This is a genomic window from Flavobacterium sp. MEB061, from assembly GCF_000834715.1.
Taxonomy (GTDB): Bacteria; Bacteroidota; Bacteroidia; order Flavobacteriales; family Flavobacteriaceae; genus Flavobacterium; species Flavobacterium pectinovorum.
Map to the genome: position 1 here is coordinate 110,425 of NZ_JXQR01000007.1, position 13,744 is coordinate 124,168.

At 33.8% G+C, this 13,744-nt stretch carries 11 protein-coding genes; 4 read left to right on the forward strand and 7 right to left on the reverse strand.

Translation table 11 applies throughout. The features are described 5' to 3' along the window. Positions 1–110: 110 nt before the first annotated feature. The 4 genes from RT99_RS03355 to RT99_RS03370 all read right to left on the reverse strand — a co-directional run bounded on the left by RT99_RS03355 (position 111) and on the right by RT99_RS03370 (position 6,402). Positions 111–1,103: a Gfo/Idh/MocA family protein gene (locus tag RT99_RS03355; protein ID WP_042563322.1), complete on the reverse strand. Its 993-nt coding sequence runs from the start codon at positions 1,101–1,103 to the stop codon at positions 111–113. 249 nt (positions 1,104–1,352) lie between these two features. Next, on the reverse strand, positions 1,353–3,461 hold the full coding sequence (locus RT99_RS03360) for a prolyl oligopeptidase family protein (RefSeq protein ID WP_042563323.1): 2,109 nt from the start codon (positions 3,459–3,461) through the stop codon (positions 1,353–1,355). Between the two features lie 227 nt (positions 3,462–3,688). Next, a complete protein-coding gene (locus tag RT99_RS03365; RefSeq protein WP_042563324.1) occupies positions 3,689–5,896 on the reverse strand; it encodes a TonB-dependent receptor in 2,208 nt (735 codons plus the stop codon). A gap of 152 nt (positions 5,897–6,048) precedes the next feature. Further along, complete coding sequence (locus RT99_RS03370; RefSeq protein ID WP_042563325.1) at positions 6,049–6,402, reverse strand: hypothetical protein; 354 nt, start codon at positions 6,400–6,402, stop codon at positions 6,049–6,051. A 192-nt stretch (positions 6,403–6,594) separates the two neighbouring features. Here RT99_RS03370 and RT99_RS03375 point away from each other — a divergent pair, with 192 nt between their 5' ends. Next, on the forward strand, positions 6,595–7,329 hold the full coding sequence (locus tag RT99_RS03375) for a porin family protein (RefSeq protein ID WP_371197934.1): 735 nt from the start codon (positions 6,595–6,597) through the stop codon (positions 7,327–7,329). Here the strand turns inward: RT99_RS03375 and RT99_RS03380 are convergent. Continuing rightward, complete coding sequence (locus RT99_RS03380) at positions 7,324–7,929, reverse strand: hypothetical protein (protein ID WP_042563326.1); 606 nt, start codon at positions 7,927–7,929, stop codon at positions 7,324–7,326. The two genes, RT99_RS03375 and RT99_RS03380, sit on opposite strands and share 6 nt — an antisense overlap. A gap of 572 nt (positions 7,930–8,501) precedes the next feature. Between RT99_RS03380 and RT99_RS03385 the strand changes: the two genes are divergently transcribed. The 3 genes from RT99_RS03385 (at position 8,502) to RT99_RS03395 (ending at position 12,581) form a co-directional block, all read left to right on the forward strand. Then, positions 8,502–10,970 (forward strand): bifunctional UDP-N-acetylmuramoyl-tripeptide:D-alanyl-D-alanine ligase/alanine racemase, encoded by a 2,469-nt coding sequence (locus RT99_RS03385; protein WP_042563414.1) that lies wholly within the window; start codon positions 8,502–8,504, stop codon positions 10,968–10,970. A gap of 67 nt (positions 10,971–11,037) precedes the next feature. Continuing rightward, positions 11,038–11,418 carry a large conductance mechanosensitive channel protein MscL gene (mscL, locus tag RT99_RS03390; RefSeq protein WP_042563327.1) on the forward strand — a complete coding sequence of 127 codons (381 nt, stop codon included), beginning with the start codon at positions 11,038–11,040 and terminating at the stop codon, positions 11,416–11,418. Positions 11,419–11,591: 173 nt separating this feature from the next. Next, positions 11,592–12,581, forward strand: a complete 990-nt coding sequence (locus RT99_RS03395) for an aspartate-semialdehyde dehydrogenase (protein WP_042563415.1) — start codon at positions 11,592–11,594, stop codon at positions 12,579–12,581. 284 nt (positions 12,582–12,865) lie between these two features. On the opposite strand, the gene RT99_RS03400 is transcribed toward RT99_RS03395, so the two are convergent. Then, positions 12,866–13,183 carry a 2Fe-2S iron-sulfur cluster-binding protein gene (locus RT99_RS03400; RefSeq protein ID WP_042563328.1) on the reverse strand — a complete coding sequence of 106 codons (318 nt, stop codon included), beginning with the start codon at positions 13,181–13,183 and terminating at the stop codon, positions 12,866–12,868. A 63-nt stretch (positions 13,184–13,246) separates the two neighbouring features. Beyond that, positions 13,247–13,732: a hypothetical protein gene (locus RT99_RS03405; protein ID WP_042563329.1), complete on the reverse strand. Its 486-nt coding sequence runs from the start codon at positions 13,730–13,732 to the stop codon at positions 13,247–13,249. Positions 13,733–13,744: the final 12 nt, after the last annotated feature.

Genomic DNA, 13,744 nt, shown 5'->3' on the forward strand with positions numbered 1-13,744 from the left:
AAGATAAAAAAGGCTTTAGCCAAAAAATACAAGGTTTTTGGCTAAAGCCTTTTAATATTAATTCTTTCACCTCCAGCTAAAGCTGGAGGCAATTCAAAAAAATGTAATGATTATTTCAAACCTCTAAACTCCTTCAAAACTTCATCAATAACCCAGCTTGTTCTTGCTCCCGAAGTTCCTTTAGAAGGAGAAACTCCTTCATTACCTAAAAGCTCTGCGACAACAGTTTCAATAAAGGGCTGCTGAATATGTAATGGATTTTCAATTGTAATACTCTCTTTTTCGCCGTTTGCATATTGAATATGTATTGGGTCATTTCCAAAAGTAGAGAAAGAAATTTTTCCTTTATCACCTACAATTTCAGTATTATCATAACGTTCAAAACTGGCAAAATTCCATAAACCCGTTCCGTGAATTCCGTTTTCGAATAAAAACGACATAGAAACAGAATCTTCTGCAGGATACGCCTGAAGCTGTGAACTTGCATGTCCGCGAACCGATTTAATCGGACCCAAAACAAAATCAAGAAAATCTAAAGTATGACAAGCCAAATCGACAAAAATTCCACCGCCCGAAATATGAGGTAAAACAGTCCATGGCAAGTTGATTTCGTCGTCGTAACGTTCTTCAAACGGATGATACAAAACACAATTTACATGTCTGACCGTTCCTATTTTCTTTTGATCGATTAGTTCTTTTATTTTTAAAAATCTCGGTAAACTTCTTCTATAATAAGCCACAAACAGCGGAACATTATGTTCTTTGCAAACGCTGATCATTTCGTTGCATTCTTCAAATGTCAAAGCCATTGGTTTTTCAACATAAACAGGTTTTCCGGCTTTGGCACACAAAATGGTATATTCTTTATGAGAAGATGGAGGAGTAGCAATATAAACAGCATCGACTTCAGGATCATTTATTAAATCTACGGCATTCGAATACCATTTGGGAACATTATGGCGTTTGGCGTAATCTTCTGCAAGAGCAGCGTCTCTTCGCATTACAGCAACTAAGGCAGAATTTGGAGCTTTCTGAAAAGCTGGTCCGCTCTTAACTTCAGTTACATTTCCGCAACCTATTATTCCCCATTTTACAATTTTCATTTGTTGGTTTTTTAGTTTCTCAAATTTAAGAGAAAAGAATTGTTTAAAAAAGGTTCGCCACGAATTCACGAATTATTTTTTCACACAGATTTTAAAAAGATTTAAAAAGATTCGTGCAGATCTTATTTTTCAAATTAAATAAATCTGCTCAAATCTGCAGAATCTGCGTGAAACAAATCTTTAAAAAAACAGCCACGAACTCACAAAATAATTCGTGAATTCGTGGCTATAAAAATTATAGACTAAAGTTTACTTTTTCGGTAAAGCCTTAAATCCCATATTGTAAAGCGTGAACGCCTGAATATCTACATTTTCCTGAATTGTTGCTGCAACAGATTTTCCTGCTCCGTGACCCGCTTTTACATCAATACGAATCAAAACAGGATTATCTCCGGTTTGTTTGTCTTGTAATTCTGCAGCAAATTTAAAACTATGTGCCGGAACAACGCGATCGTCATGATCTCCTGTTGTTACCATTGTTGCCGGATATTTTACACCTTTTTTTACATTTTGTACTGGCGAATATCCTTTCAAATATTCAAACATTTCTTTATTGTCCTGTGCTGTTCCGTAATCGTAAGCCCAACCCGCACCGGCAGTAAAAGTATGGTAACGCAGCATATCCATAACGCCCACGGCTGGTAATGCTACTTTCATTAAATCAGGACGTTGTGTCATTGTAGCGCCCACTAATAAACCTCCGTTAGAACCTCCGCGAATCGCTAAGAAATCAGATGAGGTATATTTTTGTGCAATTAAATATTCCGCAGCAGCGATAAAATCATCAAATACATTTTGTTTGTGCAATTTTGTTCCCGCGTCATGCCATTTTTTGCCGTATTCGCCACCGCCTCTTAAATTGGCAACCGCATAAACACCTCCATTTTCCATCCAGACAGCATTTGCAATACTAAATGCCGGAGTTAAACTAATATTGAATCCACCGTAACCATAAAGTATCGTTGGGTTTTTACCGTCTAGTTTTGTTCCTTTTTTATAAGTGATGATCATCGGGATTTTTGTTCCGTCTTTTGAAGTGTAGAAAACCTGTTTAGATTCATAATCTTCGCTTTTAAAATCTACTTTAGGTTTTTGATATACTTCTGATTTGCCTGATTTTGGATCAAAAGAAAAAATACTTCCCGGAGTTGTATAATTGGTAAAGCTGTAATACAATACTTTTTCATGTTTTTTACCTCCAAATCCCCCGGCAGTTCCTACGGCCGGAAGTTTGATCTCGCGAACTAATTTTCCGTTATAATCATATTGCAAAACCAATGAAACAGCATCTTTTGTATAATTGGCAAATAAATATCCGCCGCCTGTTGAAGGTGCTAAAACATTTTCTGTTTCCTTGATGAAATCTTTCCAGTTTTCAGGTTTCGGATTGCTGAAATCTACAGATACAACGCGTTTGTTTGGTGCATTAAAATCGGTTTCGATGAATAATTTACTTCCATCATTATCAATAATAATATTGTCGCTGTTAAAATTATCCACAATAGTTATAATTGGACTGTTTGGAGTGGTCAGATCTTTTATGTAAAGCTCATTTCCATAAGTAGAATTGGCTGCTGTAATTACCAAATAATGATTGTCTTCGGTAACATATCCGCCCACATATCTACGTTTTTGATCGGCACCAAAAATGACTTTATCTTCTTTTTGAGAAGTTCCTAACTTGTGGAAATACAATTTATGCTGATCTGTTTTGGCAGATAATTCACTTCCTTTTGGTTTGTCGTAACTAGAATAATAAAATCCTTCGTTTCCTAACCATGAAACACCGCTAAATTTTACATCAACTAAAGTATCTTCAAGGACTTTTTTAGACAAAGCATCAATAATGATTACTTTTCTCCAGTCGCTTCCGCCTTCGGAAATAGAATATGCAGCTTTATTTCCATCTTTAGAAAAATCTAAACCGCCAAGTGAAGTTGTTCCGTCTTTAGAGAAAGTATTCGGATCCAGAAAAACTTCTTCTTTGCCTTTTTCATCTTTTCTATAAATAACCGATTGATTTTGAAGTCCGTTGTTTTTAGAAAAATAAGTAAACTTTCCTTCTGTATACGGAGCGCCTATTTTTTCATAATTCCAAAGTTTTTCCATTCGTTTCTTTAACTCTTCACGAAACGGAATTTTATCCAAATAGCCATACGTAACTTCATTTTCGGCTTTTACCCAGGCACCGGTTTCAGCAGATTTATCGTCTTCAAGCCAACGATACGGATCGCTAACTTTAGTATCGAAATACACATCAACAGTTTCGCCTTTTTTAGTTTCGGGATATTTAATATTATTTTGCCCAAATGAAATCCCTGCAGTAGTAATAGCCATTATAAGAATTGTTTTTTTCATAGTTTAGGTTTGTCAGTTGTAACAAAAATAGTACTTTTTGTGAAGAATGGTGAAGATTTAACCGCAAAGTACGCTAAGATTTTATTCCAGGATTATCTTCAGAAAACACAAAGTCCGCAAAGTTAGAAATCAACACAAAGCTTTGTGAACTTTGCTTGAGAATCAACTTAAACTAAACTTTGTGAACTTTGCGAAAAAACTTTGCGAACTCTGCGGTTAAATAAAAACTATATGTTGAAGTTTACTCCTAACACAATATTTCTTCCAATATTTGGTACACCGTCAGTTTTTAATCTCGAAAGATGTGCGATATATTTTTTATCGAATAAATTGTTTCCGTTAAGGTTTACATCAAAAGCAGTTTTACCCAATTTTACTGTTCCTCCAAAACCTAAATTTACTAAAGTATATCCTTTTGAAGCCGTTTCAAAACCACTTACATTACTTTGATCAAATGTCGAAGAAACGTTTAAAGAAGCATATCCTTCTTCGAACCAATTTTTGATTTTAAATTCCGTTCTTAGCGTATTGTTCCAGTTGTTTGCCGGAATCAGAGGCAAATAATCATTGTTGTCTTTTTTACCCGTAACCGTTTCAAAACTAGTTTCAAAATGCAGCCAGTCTAAAGGATGAGGGTGAAAATGTAAACCAACTTCACCACCGTATAATTGTGCATTATTCTGAATATAGGCAAAAACATCATTATCGTCTAAAACATCTCCGGTTGGCGAAGTATAAATGTAATTGTTGATGTGATTGTAAAATCCGTTGATGAAGAATTCAAAATGCGAATTTTTATATTCTAAATTCAAATCAGTCTGAACGTTTTGTTCAGTTTTCAAATTAGCATTTCCAATTTCATAACGGTTTGTTCCTTCATGAACACCGTTTGAAGTCAACTCAGCTAAATTTGGCGCTCTAAAACCAGTCGCAACATTTAATCGAAGTGTAAGCGGTTCAGCCAGTTTTGTTTTATATCCCAAAGAAGCATTAAAACTGTCAAATGATTTGTCTAAAGGAAGAAAATAACCTTCTTCACCTTCCGTTCCGTGTGCTTCAGAAGTTACGTTTCTGTTGTCAAAACGCAATCCGGCTTGTAAAACGCTGTTATCCCATTCGTAGTTTGCAGTTCCAAAAACACCAAAATCATTTGTTGTAGCATCCGGAATCAAATATTCTTCACCAGAATTCTTGTTCGTTTGATGCATTCCCTGAACACCTAAAATCGTTTCAATTTTACCAAATTTCGGAAAATGATATTTTGCATTATAATTTAAAGTATTCAGTTTCATGTGTAAAGAAGCCTCGTTGCTATCTTCAAATTCACTTCTGTCATTTGAAATGTAGCCCAAATCAACATCTAGTTTTGAATTTTCGAAAAAGATTACATTGTTTAAACTCAACAAATGATTGAAAATTCCCTGTCTTGGAAATTGTGTGTCTTTGCTTGAAGATTGTTCACCAATTCCGTCTTCCGGAATTCCGATATCCAGTTTATTGTAGTTGTATCTTAAAACACTAGAAAAGCTGGAATTACTGTATCCAATTCCGGTTTTAAAATCGGTTTCATTATAACGTGAATTTGTTACGCGATCGCCATCGGCAATTTTATAATCAGAATGTGTGTTGTAACTTCCTCTAGCTAAAAATTTCCAGTTGTCTGTAGAAGTTTTTAATCCAATAGATGAATTGCTTCCTTGTGTATTCGTGAAATATTTTTGACTGAAATTCGCTTTAAAAGTCCCGGCATCAGCAAACTTTTCAGGATTAAAATATAAAACTCCTCCCAAAGCATCAGAGCCATATAATAAAGAAGCCGGTCCTTTGATAACTTCAACACTTTCAATTCCCGCATCGTTTAAACCTAAACCATGTTCGTCTCCAAATTGTTGATTTTCAATTCTTACACCTTGAGAATATACCAAAACACGATTTCCGCTTAAACCTCTAATAACCGGTTTTCCGATAGAAGTTCCGGTAGAAATTTGAGAAACTCCGGGAATCGTTGCCAAACCTTCGATTAACGTCGAAGTTCCTTTTTGCTGTAATGTTTTGATGCTTTCATGCTCGACTTTCATAACGTTTTGCGATTGCAATTTGTTGAAAGGAGTTGAAACGACTACTTCATCCATTTCAAAAATAGATTCGGTAAGGATTATATCTAAAGTGTTGTCTTTTAATATTTTGGAAATGGTTTTGTTTTGAGTTGTATATCCAACAAAAGCAAAAGCAAGTCGTAAACTTCCGTTTGGAAGATTTTTAAATTCGTATTTTCCGTTTTCGTCAGTGGTTGTTCCTCTGTGCAATTCAGGCGCATATACAGAAACGCCGGGCATGGCTTGGTTTTCAAGATTTGTTACGGTTCCTGAAACAGAATTTTGAGCCGAAAGCAGGCTCGAAAACCCTAAAATAAGAGCTAATATTATTTTTTTCATTTGAAAATGATGCTATAGTTAATTGATTTTTTCTTTAAACTAAAAACATGAAATCAAAGTAAATTTGCCAATCCTGATACATTTTCAAGATGGAAAACTTGCCTGTTTCGCATTAGAATAAAGACTTTTTTGATTTTTTCGAATAATCGAAATTAAGAAACTAAAGCTGCGGGCGGACCACGTAATAAATAAGCACTTTCTGAAAATGAAAATATTTTTTCTGAACGTGTAAAGAAATAAGGAATTTCTTTGTGTAAAGTATAAAGTTGAAATGAAAATTCTTCGGGAATAATATAACTTCCAAAAGCAAAATGACAAACATAACACAAATCATAATCATGATGCTGATGCGTTATTTCTCCGTTTGGATCACTATAATCATGATGACATTGTTTCTCTGAAAGCTGCTTTACAATATGCTCATAACTGTGTATCGACTGAAACAATATTGAGAACAATACTGTCAGCGCCAAAGAAACACTTAATATGAGCTGCTTTTTTTTCATGCATGACAAAGGTATAAAAGAGCAATGAATAATCGATTTGTTTTTTTGATTCTATTACTGATTTATTGAAAATAGTGCAATGAAAGAATTTATTCGTAGCGAAAAAAAGAATAATTTCGTGTTAATTCACTTCTTGAGCCAGCATTATATTATATTTGTAAGTGAAATAAATCAACTCTAAAAAACGTTTACTTGAGAACATCCTTAAAACCAAAATACGATATGCGATTCCTTTTTAGTTGTTTATTTATAATGTCGTTTTTTAGTGTTTTTTCTCAGGAAGAAACAAAACCTAAAATAGAACCGATTGTAAAAATCGATTCATTATATCGTGAAGATCAGTTTTATTTTTCGATCACTTATAATTTGTTAACCCAGATCCCGGAAGGCCTTAAACAAAATAAATTTTCTGCAGGACTTTCTGCAGGATTTTTGCGCGACATGCCAATTAATAAAAAAAGAACCGTTGCAATTGCTACTGGTTTAGGATTAAGCTATCAGAATTATTTTCAAAATCTTACTATTTCTAAACTGCCCGACGGAGGTTTGGCTTATGCCGTAAGTGACTATAATGATATTAGTTCCAATAGATACAGGCAGTATTTGGTCGATCTTCCAATAGAATTTCGATGGAGAAATTCGACTTATGAAAGTTATAGATTTTGGAGAATTTATGGAGGATTTAAAATTAGTTATGTCTTTTCTAATAAATCTGTTTTAGACAATGGCGAAGAGAAGTATGTAGTTAAAAATAATCCGAATATAAATAAAGTTCAATATGGCGTTTATCTCGCTGCAGGTTACAATACCTGGAATGTTTACCTTAATTACGGATTAAATCCTTTGTTTAAAGACGTCATTACTACTTCGGGACAAAAAATAGATGTTAGAACCTTAAATGCGGGATTGATATTTTATATTTTATAGCCATAGATATAAAAAGAGCATTTGCGGAAATATACCAAGTGCCAAACCAATAAGCAGCTCTTTATTTGTGTGCGCTTCCATAACTAATCTTGATGATGCTACAATTCCCGTCAGGAAAACCATCAACGCAGTCCAATAAGGATTTTGCATTTGCAAGTGAATGCTTAACCCGATAACAAAAACAGTAAATCCGCTGATTGCCATCATGTGCAAGCTTGCCTTTATTTTGAAAAGGGATCCTATTAAAGCCAAAATTGTACTGAACAAAGCTCCAAGAAAAAAGAAATGTAATTCTGGATAACGTATAATAACAATACTTCTTTTTACCAATAAAATATAAAGAAAACATTGTAAAATAAGCGGGATTTTGCGCTGCGAAGTTTCATGGACCATTACAGATTTTACATGTCCCGTTGAGCGAAGGAGCATAAAAAATAATATGGGAACCAAAATCGTAATAATCAGAATTTGAAACAAAACATAATATTTCTCCTGGTTTGTAAAAATGTCACCTTTACAAAACAAATAAAATAAAGTAGCATACATCGATATAAAAATCGGATGCAATATATAGGAGAATATAGGCAGTATTTTTTTCAAAATCTTTAATTTGAAGTCTTCACAAATATAGGGAAATATTTTTTTTTGTCACTAATTACTCGAATTTTCACTAATTCTTTGCGATTAAAAAATGTTAGCCACAGATTAAAAGATTCTCACAGATTGTGAAAATCATTTTTAATCCTTTAGTCTGTGGCAAATAAAAATTCGTGCTAATTCGTGAAATTCGTGGCGAACTTTTTAATCTGTAGTAAAAAAAACTAAAAACAATTAGTGAAAATTTATGCAATTCCTGGCAATTCTATTTCAATATTTGTTTCACGCAGATTCTGCAGATTTTAGCAGATTTGATAAATAAAAATCTGTGGGCATCTGCTAAAATCTTTTTTAAATCTGCGTGAAAAATAATTAGTGAAAATTTCTGAAATTCGTGGCGAACCTATTTCAATATTTGTTTCACGCAGATTCTGCAGATTTTGGCAGATTTAATAAATAAAAATCTGCGTGTATCTGCTAAAATCTTTTTTTAAATCTGCGTAAAAAATAATTCGTGCTAGTTTGTGAAATTAGTGGCAAACCTTTTTTTAAATTTGACAAAAGAAATTTCCAAAATGAGCATAAATTTAAAAAACCTTGTATCAGTTCTTGAAGCCAAATGGATTGGCGCTGAAGCTGCTATTTTTATCGATCATATTTCGATTGACAGCCGTTCGTTGCAAAACGGATCACAAACTTTATTTTTTGCCTTATCTGGCGTAAATAATGATGCTCATTTATATATTTCAGAACTTATAGACAAAGGCGTCCAGAATTTTGTTGTGCAGTATATTCCTGAAAATTGCGAGGGAAAAGCCAATTTTCTGGTTGTAAAAAACACTTTAAATGCACTTCAGCATTTTGCGGCTTATTACAGACATCTTTTTGATTTTCCAATCATCGGCCTGACCGGAAGCAACGGAAAAACGATTGTAAAAGAATGGCTTAATTTTTTACTAAGTCCGGATTATAATATTATCAGAAGTCCAAAAAGTTATAACTCACAAGTTGGCGTTCCGCTTTCTGTAATTGCGATAAACGAAAAACACAACCTGGGTATTTTCGAAGCTGGAATTTCGACGGTTAACGAAATGGACAAACTCGAAAAAATTATTAAACCAACAATTGGCGTGCTGACCAATATTGGTACGGCGCATGATGAAGGTTTTTTGAATTTAGTACAAAAGATTGACGAAAAACTGCTTTTGTTTAAAGATTGTCCGGTAATTATTTATCAAAAAAATGAAACTGTTGATTCCTGTATGTCACAATTTGCGGCAGAATATATGCTTCATCCACGAAAACTTTTTTCATGGAGCTTCAGGGATCAAACGGCTGATGTTTTTATTCTGAAAAAAGAAAACAGAAACGATAAAACACGTATTGAATATCAATATAAAAATGAAATTTTCGATCTTGAAATTCCGTTTCAGGATTCTGCTTCTATAGAAAATGCTATTTCTTGTTTGCTGGTTTTGCTTCATTTTGAATATGATTCTGCAACAATTCAAAATCGCATGCAAATGTTGTACCCAGTAGAAATGCGTCTGGAAGTTAAAAATGGAATCAACAACTGCAGTATTATTGATGATAGTTACAGCTCCGATTTTCAATCGTTGAAAATCGCGTTGGATTTTCTGGAAAGTCAAAAAAAGAACGCTTCAAAAACGGTTATTTTATCAGATATTTTTCAAAGCGGATTTTCAAATGAAGAATTATATTCTAAAGTTGCCCAGCTTATTTCTGACAATAAAATCAATCACGTAATTGGCATTGGTTCGACTATTTCATCTTTTGCAGACAAGTTTTCAAATTGCATAACGTTTCAAAATACAGCAGAGTTTATTGCGCATTTTGAAAGCCTGAATTTTGCCAATGAAACTATTTTAATAAAAGGGGCAAGATCATTTCAGTTTGAAGAAATCGTGACTTTATTAGAAGAGAAAACACATGAAACGATTCTCGAAATTAATCTCGATTCTATTAGTCATAACTTAAATTTCTTTAAATCAAAACTGGCCAATGATGTGAAAATCATGGTAATGGTAAAAGCGTTTGGTTATGGAAACGGTGGTTTGGAAATTGCCAAATTGCTGGAACATCATAAAGTCGATTATTTGGGTGTGGCTTTCGCCGATGAAGGAATCTCGCTTAAAAATGGTGGAATTAAATTGCCAATTATGGTTTTAAATCCGGAATCGACGAGTTTTCCATCGATTATTCAATATCAGTTAGAACCTGAAATTTATAGTGTAAAAGGATTAAATGCCTTTTTAAAAATTGCACGAGAAAAGAATCTAAAAGATTTTCCAATTCACATAAAACTGGATACAGGAATGCATCGTTTGGGTTTTGAAGAAAACACATTAACCGAATTAATTGAAACCTTAAAAGGAAACACAACCGTTAAAGTGCAAAGTGTTTTATCACATTTGGCAACAAGCGACGATATGAATCACTATGATTTTGTGATTTCTCAGATTAAGTTATTCGAAAAATTATCATCAAAATTAATTTCAGAATTAAATATTAATCCAATTCGTCATATTCTGAATACTTCGGGAATTAGCAATTTTCCTGATGCGCAATTTAATATGGTTCGTTTAGGAATTGGTTTATATGGGGTTTCAAACGATCCTGCAGAACAAAAATATCTGGAAAATGTTGGAACATTAAAATCGATTATTTCTCAGGTTCGCACGATTCCGGCAGGCGATAGCGTAGGCTACGGACGCCGTTTTATGGCAGAGAAACCCACCAAAATTGCGACAATTCCAATTGGCTATGCCGACGGAATTTCACGTTTGTGGGGAAATGAGGTAGGTTATGTTGTCATTAAAAATCAAAAAGCCTCAATTGTAGGCAGTGTTTGTATGGATATGTTAATGGTTAATGTAACCGAAATTGATTGCAAAGAAGGAGACTCAGTTATTATTTTTGGCGAAAGCCCAACAGTAACGGAGATTGCAAATGCTTTAAAAACAATTCCGTATGAAATTCTAACCAGTATTTCGCAACGTGTAAAAAGGGTATTTTTTAGATAGTTTTGAGGAATTTTCAGGAAAATTCCGTATTTTCGATATCTATTAATTATAAATAAAACGAACAATTATGGGATTTTTTTCAGAATTTAAGGAATTTGCGACCAAAGGCAACGTAATTGACTTGGCTGTCGGTGTTATTATTGGAGCTGCTTTTAATAAAATTGTAGGTTCATTAATTGACAATGTAATAACGCCTTTAATATTGAAACCCGCTCTGGATGCTGCACATTTATCTTCTATAGAAGAGCTTACGGCTTTTGGAGGTGTAAAGTATGGTGTTTTTATTGCAGCAGTAATTAACTTTATAATTGTTGCATTTGTTTTATTTCTAATTATTAAAGGAATTAATAGTATTAAAAAGAAAGATGTTCCACCACCACCGCCAGCCGGACCAACGCAGGAAGAACTTCTTATTCAAATTAGGGATTTATTAAAAAATAAACAATAATATAATATACCGCTACACTAAGTCTAACTTAACCGCTTCTTAATTGAGGCGGTTTTTTTATTTTTGTTTAATTTGTAACATTTTGTTATTTTTTGTGAAGCGCCTTGTTTTGACTTTTATTATGTATACTTTTGCATTATAAATTAGATTTAATTCATACTAAAAATATAAAAATGAGAATAGCGGTTGTAGGTGCCACTGGTATGGTTGGCGAAGTAATGCTTAAAGTGTTGGCAGAAAGAAATTTTCCTGTTACAGAATTGATTCCTGTTGCATCTGAAAAATCAATAGGAAAAGAAATTGAATATAAAGGAACAAAATATAAGGTTGTAGGAATGCAAACAGCAGTTGATATGAAAGCTGATATTGCTGTTTTTTCTGCAGGAGGTGATACATCATTAGAATGGGCTCCAAAATTTGCTGCAGCCGGAACAACCGTTATTGATAATTCATCGGCATGGAGAATGGATCCTACTAAAAAATTAATAGTGCCGGAAATCAATGCAGATACTTTGACAAGTGCGGATAAAATTATTGCAAATCCAAACTGCTCTACTATTCAAATGGTTTTGGCATTGGCACCTTTGCATAAAAAATACAACATTAAAAGAATCATTGTTTCTACCTACCAATCAATCACCGGAACGGGTGTAAAAGCGGTAAGGCAATTAGAAAATGAATACGCAGGAATTCAGGGAGAAATGGCTTATAAATATCCAATTCACAGAAATGCGATTCCACATTGTGATAGTTTCGAAGAGAACGGATACACTAAAGAAGAAATGAAATTAGTTCGCGAAACTCAAAAAATTCTTGGTGATAATACCATCAGAGTTACGGCTACTGCAGTTCGTGTACCAGTTGTTGGTGGACACAGTGAAGCGGTAAATGTTGAGTTTACAAATGATTTTGATGTAAACGAAGTTCGCGAAATTTTACACAATACTGATGGAGTAGTGGTTCAGGATAATTTGGACACATTTACTTACCCAATGCCATTGTATGCAGAAGGTAAAAATGATGTTTTTGTTGGAAGAATTCGTCGTGACGAAAGCCAGGAAAATACATTAAACATGTGGATTGTTGCTGATAACTTAAGAAAAGGAGCTGCAACAAACACAATTCAAATTGCTGAATATTTAATTCAGGCAGGTTTGGTATAATTCGAGATTAAAGAAAATTGTTATAAAGGAAAGACCGTAATTGCAGCAATGTGATTACGGTTTTTTTGTTGAGAAATAAAAGTTCAGTTTCTTTGGCAAACCGGACAGGTTTTTATCCCGAGGCTTCGGGACTGTCCGGTTTAACTTATTGACAGACAAAAAAAAAGCGAGAAGTATAAATCCCCGCTTTTTTTAAATATTCTAGAATTAGTTTCAAATAAAAAATTCCAATAGAACGACCAGTACTATTGGAATTTGGAATTTTAAAATATTGCAATTTATTCTTAATATTCAGGTGCCAGTTCTAATTCCAGACCTTCTAATTGCTCCGTAATTGGAATCTGACAACCTAAACGGCTATTAGATTTAACATAAAACGCTTCCGAAAGCATGGCTTCTTCCTCATCTCCCATTTCAGGTAATGCAACATCATTTAGAACGTAACACTGGCAAGAAGCACACATGGCCATTCCTCCGCAGGTTCCCTCAACAGGAAGTTCGTATGCCTTGCATAACTCCATTATATTCATTGCCATATCAGTTGGAGCTTGTAACTCGTGTATAACTCCTTCTCGATCTTTAATCTTTATTAATACATCCATTTTTAATGTTGGAATTTTTCTGATTTAGGATTTAATAACGTGAAAAAATCCTTTTTGTTTATTTTAACTGCCTGGTTTTGTACTAAACGCGTATTCTTTTTTGTTTCCTTCTTTTTGGCGCATTTTTACACCCAGAATATAACCGTTTTTTTCTAATAAAGTTACAACAGCTATCACTGAGTAATAATCTCTATCAGCCTGGAAAATTAGCGTTCCTTCATAAGTTGAGTTTACAACACCTTGTTTATCGGTGCTAACAGAAACTTTTCTTGGGTGTGAAAATTCTGCAGAGCTGTAAGTTGCTTTATTGGCAAATTTAGCTTTTCCGTCGCAGAAATCATATAAAAAATCGTAATTACCAATTCTTAAAGTTCCTTCTTCTTCATTTGAATTTGTCGAGAACACAATTTTTCCTGAATAGGTAAAATCAGACCATTCTTCTGCTTCGTTCAGATAAGCTTTGTCAACAACAAGTGTTGTTACATTTTGTTGAGCATAACTCGCTGAAACAAAAAACATTAATAAAAGTAGAGCGTAAAAATTCTTCATATATTTCGGTTT